The sequence below is a fragment of the Crassaminicella thermophila genome, assembly GCF_008152325.1.
Lineage (GTDB): Bacteria > Bacillota > Clostridia > Peptostreptococcales > Thermotaleaceae > Crassaminicella_A > Crassaminicella_A thermophila.
Genome location: NZ_CP042243.1, coordinates 1,028,892 through 1,045,516, shown reverse-complemented (window position 1 = coordinate 1,045,516; position 16,625 = coordinate 1,028,892). Strand labels below are relative to the sequence as shown.

The window sequence follows — 16,625 nt, the reverse complement described above, 5'->3', positions numbered from 1 at the left end:
ACTGCTTCTCATGAAACCATTCAATAACCAATCCGCATCAGGCTTCCACCGTCCCCGACTCGCTATGCCTTCATGTATTACCTACTCTTTTCATTCATCGAATTTAATTATTACTTTTTTAAAGATTATAATATCAATTCAGAAATTTGTCAATAGAAAAATAATTTACATTTTCTTCCCCTCTATATCTGCTATTTTCTTTATAGATTTTATTAATGATTTAAATCTTTCAGGCTTTATAGACTGCTGACCATCACACTTAGCATTAGCAGGATCATTATGAACCTCAATCATTAGTCCATCAGCACCAACAGCTACAGCTGCTTTTGCTAATGGTTCAACTAACCACCATAATCCTGCTGCATGACTTGGATCTACAATTACTGGAAGATGGCTTAATTTCTTAATTACAGGTATAGCACTTAAATCTAATGTATTTCTTGTATAATTTTCAAACGTTCTTATACCTCTTTCACAAAGAATTATATTTTCATTTCCTTCTGACATAATATATTCTGCAGCCATTAATAATTCTTCTATGGTAGCAGACATTCCTCTCTTTAATAAAATAGGCTTATCTGTTTTTCCTACTTCTTTTAGCAAATCAAAGTTTTGCATATTTCTTGCCCCTATCTGTATAATATCTACATCCTCTACAAACTTTTCAACATAATCTACAGACATAATTTCTGTAACAATAGGAAGTCCAGTCTTTTCTCTCGCTATTTTCAACAATTCTAACCCTTCTTCTCTTAGTCCTTGAAAACTATATGGTGAAGTTCTCGGCTTGAAGGCACCTCCTCTTAAAAAGCTTGCACCTGCTTCATTTATTTCCTCTGCGATGCTTACAATTTGTTCCTCACTTTCTACAGAGCAAGGTCCTGCAATAATAGTAAATCTGTTTCCTCCAATTGTTTCATTTTTTACAGATATTAGTGTATCTTCAGGATGAAAAAGCCTATTTACTTTCTTATAAGGTTCCTGTACAAATATTAATTTTTCTACATTTCTGTTTGCTTGTATCTGATTTGGATCAATTTTACTTGTATCTCCTACTAATCCCAACAAATGATAATTATGTCCCTTTGATTCATGAATTTCACATCCTAAACTTTCCATTTTACACTTAATTTTTTCAATTTCATTTTGTGGCGTTTTTGGTTTCATTACAATAATCATCATCCCACTCCTCCTTAAACTTTATAAAAAAAAAGAAGACCCATCTAATGAGTCTTCTTATCTTCGCTACATTTAAATATAAAAATACACTTTATTAAATATAAAAAATCTCAATATACTCATTAGAAAGAAACATTTTTATTTTTTTGTAGAACAAATAACCAGCGCTAAAATAATAGCCCCAGCTAAAATATGAATTAAATTGTTCTACATTTTCCTTTCTAATAAGTTTTTCCACTTTATTTTCCTCCACACTATTAAAGTTTATTAGTTTATTGTATGCAATTATATCAGAAAAGATTCAATTGTCAATATATTTTAAAAAAATATTTTTATAGTTTATCTGTCTTTCAGTGTATTTAATTCTTCCTCAGTAAGTTCTCTATATTCTCCTAAATCTAGTGTTTCATCTAGTTTTAAATCTCCCATAGCTATTCTTTTTAAATAAACTACTTTTTTCCCAACAGCTTCAAACATTCTTTTCACTTGGTGGAATTTACCTTCATATATGGTTAATACTATCTCTGATATAAAATCACTTTTCAAAATACGAAGCTTTGCTGGCAGTGTCATATATTCATCATCTAGCACAACACCCTCTTTAAAGCTAATTATATCTTTTTCACTTACCTTTCCTTCAACGTATGCAAAATAAGTTTTTGGAACATGTTTTTTGGGAGATAAGAGTTCATGAGCTAATTTCCCATCATTTGTAAGTATTAATAATCCTTCTGTGTCTTTATCTAATCTGCCTACAGGAAATGGATTAAATATTTGATACTTTTTATCTAATAAATCTACAACCGTCTCAACTCTTGGGTCAAAACTAGCAGAAATCACTCCCTGTGGCTTATTCATCATAATATATATAAATTCTTTGTATACTAACTTTTCACCATCAATTTCTATTTGACTTTCACAAGGGTCTATATGCATGCTACTATCTTTTATCACATTGCCATCTACCCTTACTAGTCCTTTTTTTATAATACTCTTAATCTCTTTTCTAGTTCCATATCCCATATTACTCAGTATTTTATCTAATCTCTGTGTCTTTGCCATAACTTCCTCCTAGTCTAACCATCTCCAAGCAGGTGGATATAAATTTTTGAGCATATTTCCTGTTTGTTTTGCCCATCCTAAAGAAAAACCATCTACACAAACAAGGGTCCATCCTTTTTCACCACCAATATTTAACGTCTCTCCTTTTAAATATTTTACTACTTCCTTATCCCCTACATTAAAATTTATAACTCTCTTTACATCTTTATAATTTAATCCCATTGCCATAGCATGACTCGGCTCAAATCTATTCTTTTTAAATGTACCTAGGAACCAACCTGATCTTAAAACCTTCAATCCTTTTAACATTGGTAACCCTTCAGGAACTAGATAAAGATTGTTATTATGTACTTCAAATTCACCTTTTATTGAAGTGTTTAAATTTTCTTTAACAAAATCATAAAATTCCTTTGAAGGTTTTACATTTGATTTTCCTTCAAAATGAAAGCTTTTTTCATTCTCTTTTACCTCTTTTTTCATAAGACTTAAAAAATGACCTTCTCCTTCTAATTTATGAGGCCAAAGCCTTATACACCCTTCTAATTCCTTTTCTCCATTAACCCATTCTGGTCTTCCTTTTGAAAAACCATTGTTTTTAGGTATATCAACTATATAAAATTGAGAATTATCTTTTATAAATTCCTTTATTATTTCTTCGTTTTCCTCTGGAGAAAAAGTGCACGTTGAATAAAGAACATTCCCTCCTGCTCTTAACATATAATCTACATTGTCCATAATAGCCTTTTGTATTGGCATATAGTAGGTTGCATCATGTTTCTCCCAACTTTTTACCATAGAAGGATCCTTTCGAAACATGCCTTCTCCTGAACAAGGAGCATCCACTAATATTTTATCAAAATAATTTTCAAAATATTTCTTAATCTTTTCTGGTTTTTCATTTGTAACAATTGCATTTTTTATTCCAAACAACTCTATATTTTTAATAAGGGCTTTTACTCGATTCATATTAATATCATTTGTTACTAACACCCCTTGCCCATCTAAAGCTGCAGCAATTTGTGTAGATTTTCCACCAGGAGCTGCACATAAATCCAATACTCTATTTCCTGGCTGAGGATTTAATACTTCTGCAGGAGTCATAGCACTTGGTTCCTGTATATAATACAAACCTGCATGATAATAAGGATGCTTTGCAGGTCTTTCTCCTTCTTCAAAATAAAAACCATCTTTACACCATGGTATCGGTCTTAGTTTAAAAGGTGAAATTTTTTTAAAATCTTCTACTGAAATCTTCAAAGTATTGACTCTCAGTCCTTGAAACTTAATATTATCATAGGATTTTAAAAATAATTCAAATTCATCCTTTAATAATTCCCTCATTTTATCTAAAAATTTTTCTGGTAAATACATATCTATTCTCCTCTTTCTTTTCATATCCCTTATCATTACCAAAGTTTGGGCAAAACTATACCCACCGTTACAGGTGGGCTAATGTTATCTTTTTCTTAACTTAATTTTTTTACTCACCATTGCATAAGATAAAAATAGCATGGTTACTAATATAAAGTTTAAGTTTGCTACAAACTTTGTAGAGTATAATGACATTAATGCCACAAGTCCGCCACAAAGTGTTATAGGAATTCCCATATACACACCATCAAATTCCATAATATTATATCTTGCAAGTCTTATAGTTCCACAAAGCACAAATATTAGTGTTACAACAATTCCTATATCACCTGTTTCCATTAAATTTAAATTCCACATTAAAATAGCTGGTGCTACACCAAAAGAAATAAGGTCACACAATGAATCCAACTCTTTTCCAAAATCACTTACTACATCAAATTTTCTTGCAAGTTTTCCATCCATCCTATCCAACATCCCTGCAAGAATAATCAAAATTGATGAAACACCATACTGCTCATAAAATATTAAAATAATCGCTAATATACCTAATGATAAATTTAAAAGTGTAAATAAATTTGGTATTTGACTTTTATATTTCACTTCTCATCCTCCCATCATTTATAATTTTCAAACTTTAAAATTTGAAAAATTATTTTAAATTAAAATGTATTTTTTATAATTTTTCTTATTATACTATATTATTATATTTTAAAGCATATTATATCTATTATATTGTATATTGTTATATCTCTATTGTACAGGAAATTTTTAATTCTTCAAAGTATTTTTTGTGGTATTTTTTAACTTAATGTTATATAATTACAATTAGGTAGAATAATTTGTATGTATCAGTATATATAGCAAAACACATATTCTTTTTATGTTATATTTTATTGGTTCTATAATTATAATTTTATATATAGGAGGTTTTATTATGCCACTTATTACATCTACTCAAATGTTTAAGGATGCAAAAAAAGGCAAATATGCCATTGGTGCATTCAATGTAAATAATATGGAAATTATCCAAGGAATTGTAGAAGCAGCTAAAGAAGAACAGTCTCCTCTTATCCTTCAAGTTTCTGCAGGTGCAAGAAAATATGCAAGCCCTGTTTATCTAAAAAAACTTGTTGAAGCTGCCGTTGAAGATAGTGGACTAGATATTGTACTACATCTTGATCACGGAGAAGATTTTGAAATATGCAAAGCATGTATAGATGATGGATTCACTTCTGTTATGATAGATGGATCAAAGTATCCTTTTGAAGAAAACATTGCACTTACCAAAAAAGTTGTAGAATATGCACATTCTAAAGGTGTTGTCGTTGAAGCAGAATTAGGAAGACTTGCTGGTATTGAAGATGCTGTCAATGTCAGCGAAAAAGAAGCAACCTTTACTGATCCTGATCAAGCAGTAGAATTCGTTGAAAGAACAGGTGTTGATTCCCTTGCTATTGCGATTGGAACTAGTCATGGTGCATATAAATTCAAAGGAGAACCTAGACTAGATTTTGAAAGGCTAGAAAAAATCACAAATCTATTACCAAATACACCATTGGTTTTACATGGAGCATCTACAGTTCTTCCAGAGTTTGTAAAAGCTTGCAATGAGTATGGTGGAGAAATCCCTGGAGCTCAAGGTGTTCCTGAAGATATGATTCGTCAAGCTGCCAAATTAGGAGTTTGTAAAGTAAATATCGATACAGACTTAAGATTGGCAATGACAGCAGCTGTTAGAAAATTCCTAGTAGAAAATCCTTCAGTATTTGATCCTAGAAAATACTTAGGTCCTGCAAGAGAAGCTATTAAAGGAATGGTACAGCACAAAATAAAGAATGTTCTAGGTTCAAGCAATAAATTAAAATAAATAATTATGACAGTTATCTACAAGAGGTGTTTATAAATGAAAACAGCTGCACTGGGAATCGTTATAAATAATAACAAGACCCTTTTAGTAAAAAGAAAATGGCATCCTATTCTTTGGGCTCCTCCAGGAGGATTCCTAGATCTAGGTGAAACACAAGAAGAAACAGTATGCCGTGAAGTATTTGAAGAAACAGGTATAATATGTGAAGTTTTAAAAAAAATTCATGATTTTACATATAAAGATGCATATAGCAATTCACATATCTATGTATACGCTTGTAAATATATTTCTGGAGATATAAAATGCAGCTATGAAAGTCAAGAAGTAAAATGGTTTTCTATTGAACAACTTCCTGATCCTATTTCTCCTGAAAAAGAAATATTTAAAGAGGCAATTAAAATAGTTAAAAATAGTTTTTAAAAAGCTGGCAAAATACATTACCAGCTTTTTTACCTATAATTTTTCTGGTTCTGGGTATTCTTCTCCAAACAGCTCAACTGTTACTTTTTTCATCTTTTCATCTTCTAATGGCTTGTCTTGAAAATTTGTCCTTGTTGCTGCAATACGATCTACTTCTTCCATACCTTCTATGACTTTTCCAAAAGCTGCATACTGCCCATCTAGATGAGGAGACGTCTCATGCATAATGAAAAATTGTGAGCCTGCAGAATCTGGCTGAGCTGCTCTTGCCATTGATATAACTCCTCTTTCATGCTTTAAATCATTTTTGAATCCATTCATACTAAATTCACCTTTAATTGTATATCCCGGTCCTCCTATTCCTATCCCTTTTGGACATCCTCCTTGTATCATAAAACCAGATATTACTCTATGAAAAATCAATCCATCATAAAAGCCTTTTTTTACAAGTGACACAAAATTCTTTACTGTATTTGGTGCTACCTCAGGATACAATTCTATCTTGATTTTATTTCCATTTTCCATTTCAATAGTTACAATAGGATTTTTCATTTTTTCATCTTCCTTTCAATTTTATTTTACCTCTATTACTTTTTACTACATTTTAGAAAGCTATGCAAGAGTAAAATTAAATACTTTAAGACTTTCTTAGTTTATAAAAAGATATACCCCCTATGCTAAACATAATTCCAACAAAGCTACCAATCACCCTTGTAGCAATATCATAAAAAAAATCTAAAGGAAGCATTTGAATTAATATATCTGTTTTTGGGTTTAGCATCCACAAATCATTCTCAAAAAAAATCTTATGAAAATATGTAAAATATTTATAAAAATCCTCTTGAATTAATACAAAAATAAAAATCATAATTCCTAAAGATAATATACTACTCCCTAATAAACTTTGATAAATGGCTTTATTTGCATTTTCTGATATTTTACTCAATCCTAATAATGCACCTATTAAAAGTACGATTCCTACATTTCTTAGTATAAATCCTCTTTGAAATAATTTTTTTACGTCTTTCATATGTTTCTTTTCACGTTCTCCAAATACAGTTGATTTTTTTCCTTTTATTTCTGCAAAAATGTTTAAATCATTTCTTCGGTCTTTTAAATAATCAATTAATTCAGTTGTGATCCTATTCAAATCCTCTAGTTCTATTTTTGTATTTTCAGATACATGATTTTTTTTAAATTCTTTGGTATAAAAATTTTCATTTAAGGCATACACTTGAAGTATTGATAATAATATAACTATTGGTAAATAAACAATAATTATAACTTGGAATATACTATGAATATAATTATTTCTTAACAACCTACATTCTCCATTCTATTCTAAATTTCCCTTCTTTATATAATTATAGCCCAATTTTTTCATCTCTATATTAAAGTTATACCATAATCTATAATATCAAAAGTATAGGCATAAAAATTATAAAGACTTAATATTATTTTAATAAAAAGGTGATTTTCGTGTTTGTCAGTAATCTTATATATAATTTTTTTATTGCCTTTGGTGTCATTATTGGTGCTAGCGTATTTGCTGGAATAGCTGCTTTAATTAACAACCACCCTCCAGTAAGAACAATGTTTCATGTAGCATCTTCTATCAAAATATGGGCCGTTGCAGTTGCTTTAGGTGGTACGTTTTCATCATTTCGGATTATAGAACAGGGTTTAATAAAAGGAGAACTAAAATCTGTAGTAAAGCAGATTTTTTATATTGTTACAGCCTTAATCGGTGCAAACTTAGGTTATAGTTTTGTCAAATTAATCCAAAGGTGTGGAGCCATATGGATAAAGTAAAAACACTAAAAAGAAAATATTTATTGTTTTTATTTACAGGTTTTATAATTGGATTATTATTTGGAACAATCACCCTCAATACATTTATTAGTTATAGAATAGATACATACCTTCAACAAATTAAATACCTAGAAACTATTATAGAAGATAAAAACACTCGATTAAAAATTCTAGAAGAATCTATTAATAAAAAAAGATTTATATTAAAAGAAATTCAAATTTTTTTGTTAACTGAAGAAGACCAGATTGATCAATTAACACTTGAGAAACATATAAAGCAAAAATACAATAAATTATTAGGAAAAGAAGTAAAACAAATTGACATGGATCTCGTTGGTGATATAATAGACAATAGAATTATGAAAATAGATGGTAAAGAATATAAGCTAAAAGTATATAAATTAGCATTAACTGAGATTTTAAAAATTTGGATAAAAGTCGAAAAAATAAATCACTAAAAATACCGGAATTCATCCGGTATTTTTAAAAATCTTTATTTGCTAGTTTTTCAGCCCTTTTATTTGCTCTTTCTAGTAGTGCTTTCTTATTTACAATGATTCTTTCATGTGTACCTCTACCAATAATACCTACTTCATCAAATGCTACCATATCTAATAGTATTTTATTTCCATCAAAACGCTTAACTTCAACTTTTATGCTTACAGTTTGACCTAAAATTGTGGGTTTTTCATGTACAACTTCTGCCATTTTTCCTACTGTAATAAATCCTTCAGGAAGCTTATCATCTATCAATTTAACTGAAACTTCAATCATTAAGGCTACTAATTTTGGAGTTGCAAACAACTTTTCTAATTTACCGCTCCCATAATTTAGTGCTGTATCTTCCTCTGTAACCTTTCTTTGAATCGTTAAACTGCTATTCACTTGAATTTTAGGCGTGTTTAACATCTTATCCCACCTTTCCTTATAAAAAATAATATATTTTATATATACCCTATTATTTCATATATATTCAATAATTTAAAATTATTGAATATATAATCTGCTTAACTATACACCTAATTAACTTTCTATATACACTTCTATTATCTTTCAAAATACTTTATATAGATGGGGATGTACTCAAGTTTTCCATTTATTCTTGTACTCTCCATAAGCGAAATTTTATTCACCCATATTTCTTGTGATTTTATTTCTATAATCTTTTGTAGTTTTTCAAAATCACTTTGAAAAAGAACTTCTCTTCCTAATGTAATATGCGGTCTAAATTTTCTTTGTTCTTTTGGATACCCTTCCTTGACTAAAATATTTTCTAACTGATCATGTAATGCTTCTAAAATCTTATTTTTCTTAAGTCCAACCCAAACAATTGATTTTTGTTCCCTTTGAAATCTTCCGATTTTTTCAAATAAAAGCGCAAAAGATTTACCATTTTTCGTAACTTTATCTATTGACTTTTTCAAAGTTTCTAATGCATTTATTTGAACATTCCCAATAAATTTTAAAGTAAGATGAAAATTATCTTTGTTTGTAAAGTTTCCTTTTATACTATTTTCTTTAAGTACTTGCTGTATATCCCACAAATACTTCTTAATTTGTTCTTCAAATTCAATTGCAATAAAAACCCTTATAAGAATCCCCTCCTTTTATAAAAGAAGCTTCCAAACAAATTTACAATTTAGCTAATAATTTCATAAGCAACGGTCGGTGAATATCAACTGCTTGAACTGGACATAATTCCTGACAACAAAAACACCTTATACAACCATCTAAATTTACTATAGGCTTATTATTCACCATTTCTATTACATGAGGTGGACAATTTTTTGCACAATCACTACATCCTACACATTTGTCATGTATAAATACTGGTTTTGGCTGCAAAAGTCCATTTATAATATCTCTCAAAAACTTTGGTAGTTTACCTTCTAATAAGTCTAAACTTCTAATTTCAGGAACAACAAAATCATTTAGTATAAAATTTTCAATATTGTAACCTTTTAATTCTATATCCTCAAAATTTCCCCTGCATAATCCTCGTTCCACGCATCTTTGAACAGTTGGTACTTTAGTAGGTTCTAACCCAATAATAGTAGTTGCTACCACATCTAAATGGTAAGGACTTGTAGATGCAATTACTACCCCTACATTTCTTGGGTCCCCTGCACTAGGTCCAGCACCTTCCATACCTACTATCCCATCCATAAATGATAAAATAGGCTTAGAAGCTATACATATGTCTACTAAAGCATTTGAAAAATCAACATTGTTAGGCATACGTACATGATATTCTGCTTTTTCTAAACCTGCAACAACACCAAACATATTTTTAACAGCTCCAGTAAACATCATCATTCCATGAGTTTTTAATTTTGATACAGATATAACCTTATCTACTTCTTTAATCACTTCAATAGCTGTAATCTTTTTTAAAATCAATCCATCTTCATTCTTTATACTTACTATATTAGTATTGTAATTTAATTTAGCTCCTACTTCATTTGCTATTTCTTCAATACCACAAGCTTTATAAACTCCTTTTAAAATAGAAGTATTAAATGGACCACCAGGACTATCTGCAATAATCACTTCTGCTCCATATTTTACCAAAACCTCTGCTAATGCCTTTGCAAATATAGGATGTGTTGTTGTAGCATCTTCTGGTTTTTTCTTCATTAAAAGATTTAGCTTTAATAAAATTTTATCTCCTTTATTAATAAACTTACTAATACCACCTAAATTTTCAAAGGAATTTACTACTGCATTTTTAACAAGCTCATAATCATATTCTCTACATTCAATTAATGATACAATTTCTTTTTTCAATAAAATCAAAGCCTCCCTATATATTTATATAATATTATAAAATCTGCCTGTCTATTTATTCGCTTATTCTTATATATATCCTCTAACGATAATTCAAAATACAAATAATTTTTACTTATATGTATTATTATGGTAAAATTATTATTGGCCTATCATAATACATAATTATCTATAACTTGAAAGGTGTGATAAAAATGCCTAAAAATTATATGGAAGATATTGTTGATCATTTATTACCATCTGTTTTAGAAAAACATACAGGTATATGTGTCTGTGATAAATGCATTGAAGATATAAAAGCCTTAACTTTAAATCAATTAAAACCCATGTATGTTGTTACTGATCAAGGAAAGGCATATGCAAAAATAAATGAATTAAGTAGACAATTTCAAATAAATGTAATTCAAAAAATAGTTGAATCTATTAGAATAGTTCAAAATAATATAAGGCATGAATAAACCACCTAAGCTTAGGTAGTTTATTCATGCTTTTTCTTATCCTCAAACATAATCTTATAAGCTTTTAATTCCTTTACTGGATTTAGTTCTTCATCCTTTTTCATATATTCAACTAACTTAGGATATAATTTTGTAGCTTGAATAAGATCTCTTAAAGCTTTTTCTAAAAGATTTTCATTAACATAAAAACAAGCTCTATTGTAATACAAAACAGCTTTTTGGGGATTATAATGAATCCCTTTACTAATTATATCAATAGCTTTTTTGTATAATTTTTCTTCTTTATAAAGGATCGCTAAGTTCAAAAAACTATATGAATACTTTGGATTTTCCTCAATAGATTTTTTATAATAATCTATAGCCTTATCCTTATATCCTAATTTTTTTAAAATAACACCCATATTAAATAAAGCCAAATAATGATTTGGTTCAATTTCAAGACTTTTTTTCATCATTTCAAAAGCAGATTCATTTTGATCTAGCTCTTCATAAATAGAACCTAAGTTTGTATAAGCCCAAAAATCATCAGGCTGAATTTCAATTGCTTTTTTGTAGTATATAATTGCTTTCTCTTTTTTCCCAATTTGATCATACGCATCTGCTAAGAAAAAATATGCCCGATCATACTCAGGATCAATATCTATAGCCTTGTGATAATACTCTATAGCTTTTTCATACAATTTCTGATTATCACATAGGATAGCTAAACCATAATATGCTCTAGCTTCATTAGGATTTATATCTAAAATTTCAAGATACTTTTCTTGTGCTAGTAAAAAATTGCCTAATTCATCATGAAGTAAAGCAATATCTAATAATAAATCAATATCTTTACCTCCTCCTTCACAACGATAGGCTTTATTATAAAATTTGAGTGCTTTTAATAATTGTTTTTCCTCATGAAACTTTTTAGCAATATTTCTATAATTACTTATCATATATAGATTCTTGTTCATTGCTTTATTACCTTTCTATCTAAATATTTTTAACTGTTCCTAATAAATGATTGATAAATTGCTGTGCAGTCCTTCCTGAATTACCATTTCCCTGAAATATGGTAGGAACCTAGTCCTACCATATCAATTCTTCATCTAATTTTATATTTTTACTCTTTTATAAACTCTTTTTTCATTTGTTTTCTAGATTTTAGTTCCTTACAAGTATCACAAAAATAATTCACTGCACCACATGAAGATATCTCTTCTGGCTCATTTCCACATTTCTCACATATAAATTTTACACGATAATAAAGATCACATTTATCACAATAATACTTCGATCCTCGACCATTCATGCTCTCTCCACATAAAGGACATTCCATTTTCTCCACTCCTTTAAAAAACATATTCCCTATAAATGAATTGATTTAATAACATTCCCACTTAAATCCTTAATTTCAAATAAATCTTTTTCTAAAACTGCATATGAATTAGGATTATTTTCTTTTGGTAAGGCAATAGATCCTGGATTCAGTAAATATATCTTATCCATTTTTTCCGCTACGGGGATGTGCGTATGTCCATGAATTAAAACATCATTTTCTCTTAAGTTTGGTAAATGATCCTTATTATAAACATGCCCATGGGTTAAAAATAGCTTTCTGTTATTATAAAGTATAATCGCATAATCACCCATCATTGGATAATCAATAATCATTTGATCTACTTCACTATCACAATTTCCTCGAACAGCTATAATATTATCTTTATATGTATTTAATAATTCTGCTACTTCCTTTGGACTATACTCTTTTGGCAATGGATTTCTAGGACCATGATATAAAGCATCTCCTAAAATTACCATATGATCTGCTTTTTCACTTTCATAAGCTTCTAAAGCTTTTTTAAAATAATAAAGTGAACCATGAATATCTGATACAAAAAATAATTTCATAATTTCCCCTCTTTCTTAAGTTTTTACTACTACAAAACTTTTTCCCTAATTTATTTTTAGGATATATATAAAATATTATCGTTATTTTTAAATATTTTCAATATAACAAAATAATCATCCACTTTTTTAGTGGATACCTTTTCGTCTATTTGCTAAGTTTATTTTTACAATAAAAACAGTAATTCTTTTAACATTTATGCATAACAACAAATTTATTGCCATATAGTATATAGTACGCTTATTCTATACAATAAACATTTTACAAAATTTGTTATTTTACTAAGGGGGTTTTAAAAGTGCATAGTTTTTGGCCAAAGGCAATCAAAGATTTATTTAAATTTCAAAAGGATAATGTATTCGATGAAGAATTAATCATTGGTATTTACGACAACTTTACAAATACGGATAATGATATTAGCTATGAATATTTTTTAGAATATTAATACATTAATGCAAAAATGGGTAGGAACTTTTTCCTACCCTTAATTATTTTCTACTAAAAATATTATTTATATTGCATAGTGGTCATAATATTCTTATAGAAATTTATTAAAATAAGAAAGGAGTACCTATGCAACCAATTTCTTCAAAAATAAAAATTAACAGAAATCATTTAATCGCTTTATATAATTCTTTCTATAATGATAAATTTATTCAAAAATCAAGTGATGATTCCATAAATATTCCAGAAGATATAAAACTAATTGATTTTTCATTGCAGAAAAAAATAAAACAGAAAATAAGAAACAAAAAAGAATCCTATGTCGTAGATTTAAATGTTTTTGAAATATTATACATTCAAGTAATATTACAATCTTTATTACCATATCTAGGCCTAAAAGCTGCTGAATTTCAAAACTTTATATTTGAAAATAGATATAATTTAAATCCATATCAATTAGAAGAATTAAAAAAAATTCATAATCATATTTTTAATACTTACAAATCATTGAGTGAACTAATGCAAAAACTTCAATCACTAAATGACTATTATAAAGAAATTTTTACTACAATTATGAATATGCAATTAGAAGAACGAATAAACTTTTATTTACAAATTACTGAACAAATAAAAATAAAAGAAGGGCCATCTGAAAAAATCATCTCTATTCATAGAAAATTATAGTATCCATAAAATAACACTTCATCTCTACATTTTTAAATATATTCTAAGCCTGTACAAAAAACAGGCTTTTTCTTCTAGACTCTATTATCAATTCCGTTGATTATCAAAAAATATTATTCTAAACATTCCTAGTACGCCTGCTATCGTTGCTCCGAGTGTATTAAATATCAAATCTAAATCAGTATCTACTAAATTAGTTTGAGTTTTAGATTTTAATATACTGTCTGTAATAAATTCTAAATGTTCAAACAAAGTACCTATAGTAATCCCTGTAGATACTATTAGAATAAATATAAAAACTTTAGATCTAGGAAAAAACGCTATACTTGAATTTATAATAGAATAACAAAAAAGTGAAACTGAAAAAGTCCCAAATAAATGTAAACCTTTGTCAAACCATTTTGTGGTTGTATAAAGTTTAAAATACTCCCCAAATAAATTATGTAATATTGCTGTAATAATAACTAATCCTTTTATAGAATTTCTCACATGAAATTTCTTTTTATATTCAAAATATGTAAAAAGTAAATAACCAAGATATATTGCAATCAAATTATAAATACAGCTATATTCCTTTTTCTTTATAAATCCAATCATTATTAACAACATTATTATTGAAAAGAAAATAATCAAGAATTTTGAAATATCTCTTTTAGTCATAAATTATACCCTTCCTCTCACTACAATACACAAAATAGATTTTGTCATAAAAATTATGTAACACATGTCCTCCAAGCTGCATACTTTATATTAGGCAAAAATAAAAAATCAAAATATATAACTATGAAAAGGAGGGATTTTAATGGCTGATAAACAATGTGGTGGTATTGGCGGTATCTTTGGCGGATGCGATAGCAGCTTGTTATTCTTCTTCTTGTTATTAGTAGTATTATTCTGCTACCCATACTTCTATGGTAGCTGTGGTTGTTAATAATGCTAAAAAGAATTGGGGCATCCCCCAATTCTCATACATACCCCTTTCTACTATCAGCCATCTATTATAGTACCTTCTTTTATACGATCAGGAGTAATCCTGATCTACATATATCAAACCATTATAGTCATTTTAAAATTTTAGATTTTTTTAAAATACTGGAAGATTATCTAGGTTATCATTTTTAGTTCCATTAGGATTACTTCTTAAATATTCTCTTCCATTTTTACTACGTCCTACATTCACATTTTCAATTAAATTATCTTTAGCCATCATAATTGCATCATCAATTGAGTATACATTTCCATTTTCCATCATAACATCAGTAATTTCTCCATGCGCATTTTTCTTTACTTTAATAATTTTTGTTTTATCTTGCATATAATCACTCCTTTTAAATTATTATCTAAAATATTACATATTATATACGCTTATAATTAATAATATTTGTGATTATAAATGAAAAATAAGGAACAAGTTAGTAAACATATCAATTTATCGAAATACTAAATTTTATGTTATTATTTTGTTTCATCTACACATACTATACTTGTAAAAAATATTATTAAAAATGGAGGAGACAATTTTATGACTACAGTAAATAAACTTGAACAAGCTTTAGCAAGTGCCAAAGGATTAGCTGCAGACTTAAAAACCTTTTCTATGGATACTGATAATCAAGAAGCTAAAACAATGTTTAATCAACTAGCTACAACAATGGAAAATGCTATACAACAGATTCAAGGTAGAGTTGATTTTGTAAAAAATGAAGAACCTCAATATAACCAACAACAATAGAAAGCATAAAAATAAGGTAGGAAATTTTCCCTACCTTTCTTCAAGTTACTATCTTTTATATAAATAACTCTGGTTCTCTTCGATGAACAAAATCAATTTCCAATTCCTGTTTATGTCTTAAATAATCTTTATCGTCATAATACTTTGCCTGAACAGGACATTTTTTGATACAAGCACCACATTTAATACAAATTCCATTAAATTTAGATACATCTTCAGCATCAATAGATCCCATAGGGCAAATATTTACACAAAGTTTACAGTCAATGCAATTATTATTCGTTTTTGGCTTAACCTTTCTAATATCTACAGGTCTACCTTTTTCATCTTTAGGCATATAATATTTTCTATAAGGTTTATTTCCCTTTACCTCTACAGTTTGAATTTCATCTTTCAGTATTATTTTTTTATATATTTTATCTGCAAAATCAATTACTATTGCTATATCTTTTTCATCAGGTCTATCTTTTGCAAGAATTTTAGAAAATGAGTGTTCTCCTATAAAAGCTCCCCCTGCAATAGCTTTGAAACCATTAAGTTCAAGAATATCTTTTAATTCTATTAAAGCATCATCATAGTTTCTATTTCCATAAACAACTATTGGAACTGCTAATGCACCATTACCTGTAATAGCATTCAAATATTTTAGTAACACATTAGGAACTCTTCCTGCATAAACAGGAACACCTATAATAACAACATCTTCTTCTGTAAAAGAAACTGATTTTTTTCTAACTTCTGGTAATGTAAAGTCAATATAATTAATAATAGCTTCATCATCAATATTTTTTGATATTTTCTCTGCTAATGCTGATACTATTTTTTTCGTTGTTCCTGTCGCACTAAAATACATTGCATTTATTTTTTTATTCATAATAACCTCCTATGTATATTTATAATCTTAACTTCTAACATTTA

The 16,625-nt window shown here is 28.2% G+C and carries 25 protein-coding genes and 1 other annotated feature (1 of these 26 only partly in view); of the genes, 9 read left to right on the top strand and 16 right to left on the bottom strand.

What is annotated here, in order from left to right; translation table 11 throughout:
* Positions 1–107, bottom strand: a binding site (T-box leader); it reaches 153 nt to the left of the window's first position.
* A gap of 58 nt (positions 108–165) precedes the next feature.
* From aroF to pssA, 5 genes are all read right to left on the bottom strand, one after another.
* Positions 166–1,179, bottom strand: coding sequence for a 3-deoxy-7-phosphoheptulonate synthase (gene aroF, locus FQB35_RS04905; RefSeq protein WP_148810763.1), 1,014 nt, complete (start codon positions 1,177–1,179; stop codon positions 166–168).
* 94 nt (positions 1,180–1,273) lie between these two features.
* Positions 1,274–1,417 (bottom strand): hypothetical protein, encoded by a 144-nt coding sequence (locus FQB35_RS15785; RefSeq protein ID WP_168198187.1) that lies wholly within the window; start codon positions 1,415–1,417, stop codon positions 1,274–1,276.
* Between the two features lie 101 nt (positions 1,418–1,518).
* Positions 1,519–2,241, bottom strand: a complete 723-nt coding sequence (locus tag FQB35_RS04900) for a pseudouridine synthase (protein ID WP_148808911.1) — start codon at positions 2,239–2,241, stop codon at positions 1,519–1,521.
* Between the two features lie 9 nt (positions 2,242–2,250).
* On the bottom strand, positions 2,251–3,612 hold the full coding sequence (locus tag FQB35_RS04895; protein WP_148808910.1) for an RsmF rRNA methyltransferase first C-terminal domain-containing protein: 1,362 nt from the start codon (positions 3,610–3,612) through the stop codon (positions 2,251–2,253).
* An 84-nt stretch (positions 3,613–3,696) separates the two neighbouring features.
* Positions 3,697–4,212, bottom strand: a complete 516-nt coding sequence (gene pssA, locus FQB35_RS04890) for a CDP-diacylglycerol--serine O-phosphatidyltransferase (RefSeq protein ID WP_148808909.1) — start codon at positions 4,210–4,212, stop codon at positions 3,697–3,699.
* Positions 4,213–4,546: 334 nt separating this feature from the next.
* Here pssA and fba point away from each other — a divergent pair, with 334 nt between their 5' ends.
* Together fba and FQB35_RS04880 are read left to right on the top strand one after the other, a co-directional pair.
* Positions 4,547–5,479, top strand: a complete 933-nt coding sequence (gene fba / locus FQB35_RS04885; RefSeq protein ID WP_148808908.1) for a class II fructose-1,6-bisphosphate aldolase — start codon at positions 4,547–4,549, stop codon at positions 5,477–5,479.
* Positions 5,480–5,515: 36 nt separating this feature from the next.
* On the top strand, positions 5,516–5,899 hold the full coding sequence (locus FQB35_RS04880) for an NUDIX hydrolase (protein WP_148808907.1): 384 nt from the start codon (positions 5,516–5,518) through the stop codon (positions 5,897–5,899).
* A 33-nt stretch (positions 5,900–5,932) separates the two neighbouring features.
* On the opposite strand, the gene FQB35_RS04875 is transcribed toward FQB35_RS04880, so the two are convergent.
* Together FQB35_RS04875 and FQB35_RS04870 are read right to left on the bottom strand one after the other, a co-directional pair.
* Entirely contained in the window at positions 5,933–6,451 is a 519-nt protein-coding gene (locus tag FQB35_RS04875; protein WP_148808906.1) for a peptidylprolyl isomerase, read from the bottom strand.
* Between the two features lie 85 nt (positions 6,452–6,536).
* Positions 6,537–7,220 (bottom strand): TIGR01906 family membrane protein, encoded by a 684-nt coding sequence (locus FQB35_RS04870; RefSeq protein WP_148808905.1) that lies wholly within the window; start codon positions 7,218–7,220, stop codon positions 6,537–6,539.
* A gap of 152 nt (positions 7,221–7,372) precedes the next feature.
* Between FQB35_RS04870 and FQB35_RS04865 the strand changes: the two genes are divergently transcribed.
* Positions 7,373–7,711 carry a YtrH family sporulation protein gene (locus FQB35_RS04865; protein ID WP_148810762.1) on the top strand — a complete coding sequence of 113 codons (339 nt, stop codon included), beginning with the start codon at positions 7,373–7,375 and terminating at the stop codon, positions 7,709–7,711.
* Positions 7,699–8,169 (top strand): hypothetical protein, encoded by a 471-nt coding sequence (locus FQB35_RS04860; protein WP_148808904.1) that lies wholly within the window; start codon positions 7,699–7,701, stop codon positions 8,167–8,169. Before FQB35_RS04865 ends, FQB35_RS04860 begins: the two co-directional genes overlap by 13 nt.
* 25 nt (positions 8,170–8,194) lie before the next feature.
* Here FQB35_RS04860 and FQB35_RS04855 read toward each other — a convergent pair whose 3' ends face one another.
* From FQB35_RS04855 to FQB35_RS04845, 3 genes are all read right to left on the bottom strand, one after another.
* Complete coding sequence (locus FQB35_RS04855; protein WP_148808903.1) at positions 8,195–8,620, bottom strand: thioesterase family protein; 426 nt, start codon at positions 8,618–8,620, stop codon at positions 8,195–8,197.
* A 137-nt stretch (positions 8,621–8,757) separates the two neighbouring features.
* Positions 8,758–9,291 carry an RNA 2',3'-cyclic phosphodiesterase gene (gene thpR, locus FQB35_RS04850; protein WP_269902714.1) on the bottom strand — a complete coding sequence of 178 codons (534 nt, stop codon included), beginning with the start codon at positions 9,289–9,291 and terminating at the stop codon, positions 8,758–8,760.
* Positions 9,292–9,343: 52 nt separating this feature from the next.
* Positions 9,344–10,498: a DUF362 domain-containing protein gene (locus FQB35_RS04845; RefSeq protein ID WP_231701858.1), complete on the bottom strand. Its 1,155-nt coding sequence runs from the start codon at positions 10,496–10,498 to the stop codon at positions 9,344–9,346.
* 194 nt (positions 10,499–10,692) lie between these two features.
* Here FQB35_RS04845 and FQB35_RS04840 point away from each other — a divergent pair, with 194 nt between their 5' ends.
* Positions 10,693–10,956, top strand: coding sequence for a late competence development ComFB family protein (locus tag FQB35_RS04840; protein WP_148808900.1), 264 nt, complete (start codon positions 10,693–10,695; stop codon positions 10,954–10,956).
* 20 nt (positions 10,957–10,976) lie between these two features.
* Here FQB35_RS04840 and FQB35_RS04835 read toward each other — a convergent pair whose 3' ends face one another.
* The 3 genes from FQB35_RS04835 to yfcE form a co-directional block, all read right to left on the bottom strand.
* Positions 10,977–11,912, bottom strand: a complete 936-nt coding sequence (locus tag FQB35_RS04835) for a tetratricopeptide repeat protein (protein ID WP_148808899.1) — start codon at positions 11,910–11,912, stop codon at positions 10,977–10,979.
* Positions 11,913–12,061: 149 nt separating this feature from the next.
* The gene (locus FQB35_RS04830) at positions 12,062–12,277 is read right to left on the bottom strand and encodes a YfgJ family double zinc ribbon protein (protein ID WP_168198245.1); all 216 of its coding nucleotides are present in this window, start codon (positions 12,275–12,277) and stop codon (positions 12,062–12,064) included.
* 29 nt (positions 12,278–12,306) lie between these two features.
* Positions 12,307–12,849 (bottom strand): phosphodiesterase, encoded by a 543-nt coding sequence (gene yfcE / locus FQB35_RS04825; protein WP_148808897.1) that lies wholly within the window; start codon positions 12,847–12,849, stop codon positions 12,307–12,309.
* A 296-nt stretch (positions 12,850–13,145) separates the two neighbouring features.
* Between yfcE and FQB35_RS15780 the strand changes: the two genes are divergently transcribed.
* Together FQB35_RS15780 and FQB35_RS04820 are read left to right on the top strand one after the other, a co-directional pair.
* Positions 13,146–13,292 carry a hypothetical protein gene (locus tag FQB35_RS15780; RefSeq protein WP_168198244.1) on the top strand — a complete coding sequence of 49 codons (147 nt, stop codon included), beginning with the start codon at positions 13,146–13,148 and terminating at the stop codon, positions 13,290–13,292.
* A 128-nt stretch (positions 13,293–13,420) separates the two neighbouring features.
* Positions 13,421–13,975, top strand: coding sequence for a hypothetical protein (locus FQB35_RS04820; RefSeq protein ID WP_148808896.1), 555 nt, complete (start codon positions 13,421–13,423; stop codon positions 13,973–13,975).
* A gap of 87 nt (positions 13,976–14,062) precedes the next feature.
* Here the strand turns inward: FQB35_RS04820 and FQB35_RS04815 are convergent, their stop codons facing one another.
* Positions 14,063–14,635 (bottom strand): hypothetical protein, encoded by a 573-nt coding sequence (locus tag FQB35_RS04815; RefSeq protein WP_148808895.1) that lies wholly within the window; start codon positions 14,633–14,635, stop codon positions 14,063–14,065.
* Positions 14,636–14,777: 142 nt separating this feature from the next.
* Here FQB35_RS04815 and FQB35_RS16390 point away from each other — a divergent pair, with 142 nt between their 5' ends.
* Entirely contained in the window at positions 14,778–14,906 is a 129-nt protein-coding gene (locus FQB35_RS16390) for a hypothetical protein (protein ID WP_269902706.1), read from the top strand.
* A 153-nt stretch (positions 14,907–15,059) separates the two neighbouring features.
* On the opposite strand, the gene FQB35_RS04810 is transcribed toward FQB35_RS16390, so the two are convergent.
* Complete coding sequence (locus FQB35_RS04810) at positions 15,060–15,290, bottom strand: DUF3892 domain-containing protein (RefSeq protein WP_148808894.1); 231 nt, start codon at positions 15,288–15,290, stop codon at positions 15,060–15,062.
* Positions 15,291–15,497: 207 nt separating this feature from the next.
* Here FQB35_RS04810 and FQB35_RS04805 point away from each other — a divergent pair, with 207 nt between their 5' ends.
* Complete coding sequence (locus FQB35_RS04805; RefSeq protein WP_148808893.1) at positions 15,498–15,707, top strand: DUF1657 domain-containing protein; 210 nt, start codon at positions 15,498–15,500, stop codon at positions 15,705–15,707.
* A 55-nt stretch (positions 15,708–15,762) separates the two neighbouring features.
* Here FQB35_RS04805 and FQB35_RS04800 read toward each other — a convergent pair whose 3' ends face one another.
* Entirely contained in the window at positions 15,763–16,581 is an 819-nt protein-coding gene (locus FQB35_RS04800; protein WP_148808892.1) for an EFR1 family ferrodoxin, read from the bottom strand.
* Positions 16,582–16,625 lie beyond the last annotated feature (44 nt).

Coding starts and splice junctions, on each gene's coding strand:
- aroF (WP_148810763.1), bottom strand. CDS start 1,179: ATGATTATTGTAATGAAACCAAAAACGCCACAAAATGAAATTGAAAAA.
- FQB35_RS04900 (WP_148808911.1), bottom strand. CDS start 2,241: ATGGCAAAGACACAGAGATTAGATAAAATACTGAGTAATATGGGATAT.
- FQB35_RS04895 (WP_148808910.1), bottom strand. CDS start 3,612: ATGTATTTACCAGAAAAATTTTTAGATAAAATGAGGGAATTATTAAAG.
- fba (WP_148808908.1), top strand. CDS start 4,547: ATGCCACTTATTACATCTACTCAAATGTTTAAGGATGCAAAAAAAGGC.
- FQB35_RS04880 (WP_148808907.1), top strand. CDS start 5,516: ATGAAAACAGCTGCACTGGGAATCGTTATAAATAATAACAAGACCCTT.
- FQB35_RS04875 (WP_148808906.1), bottom strand. CDS start 6,451: ATGAAAAATCCTATTGTAACTATTGAAATGGAAAATGGAAATAAAATC.
- FQB35_RS04860 (WP_148808904.1), top strand. CDS start 7,699: ATGGATAAAGTAAAAACACTAAAAAGAAAATATTTATTGTTTTTATTT.
- FQB35_RS04855 (WP_148808903.1), bottom strand. CDS start 8,620: ATGTTAAACACGCCTAAAATTCAAGTGAATAGCAGTTTAACGATTCAA.
- FQB35_RS04840 (WP_148808900.1), top strand. CDS start 10,693: ATGCCTAAAAATTATATGGAAGATATTGTTGATCATTTATTACCATCT.
- FQB35_RS04835 (WP_148808899.1), bottom strand. CDS start 11,912: ATGAACAAGAATCTATATATGATAAGTAATTATAGAAATATTGCTAAA.
- FQB35_RS04830 (WP_168198245.1), bottom strand. CDS start 12,277: ATGGAATGTCCTTTATGTGGAGAGAGCATGAATGGTCGAGGATCGAAG.
- yfcE (WP_148808897.1), bottom strand. CDS start 12,849: ATGAAATTATTTTTTGTATCAGATATTCATGGTTCACTTTATTATTTT.
- FQB35_RS04820 (WP_148808896.1), top strand. CDS start 13,421: ATGCAACCAATTTCTTCAAAAATAAAAATTAACAGAAATCATTTAATC.
- FQB35_RS04815 (WP_148808895.1), bottom strand. CDS start 14,635: ATGACTAAAAGAGATATTTCAAAATTCTTGATTATTTTCTTTTCAATA.
- FQB35_RS16390 (WP_269902706.1), top strand. CDS start 14,778: ATGGCTGATAAACAATGTGGTGGTATTGGCGGTATCTTTGGCGGATGC.
- FQB35_RS04810 (WP_148808894.1), bottom strand. CDS start 15,290: ATGCAAGATAAAACAAAAATTATTAAAGTAAAGAAAAATGCGCATGGA.
- FQB35_RS04805 (WP_148808893.1), top strand. CDS start 15,498: ATGACTACAGTAAATAAACTTGAACAAGCTTTAGCAAGTGCCAAAGGA.
- FQB35_RS04800 (WP_148808892.1), bottom strand. CDS start 16,581: ATGAATAAAAAAATAAATGCAATGTATTTTAGTGCGACAGGAACAACG.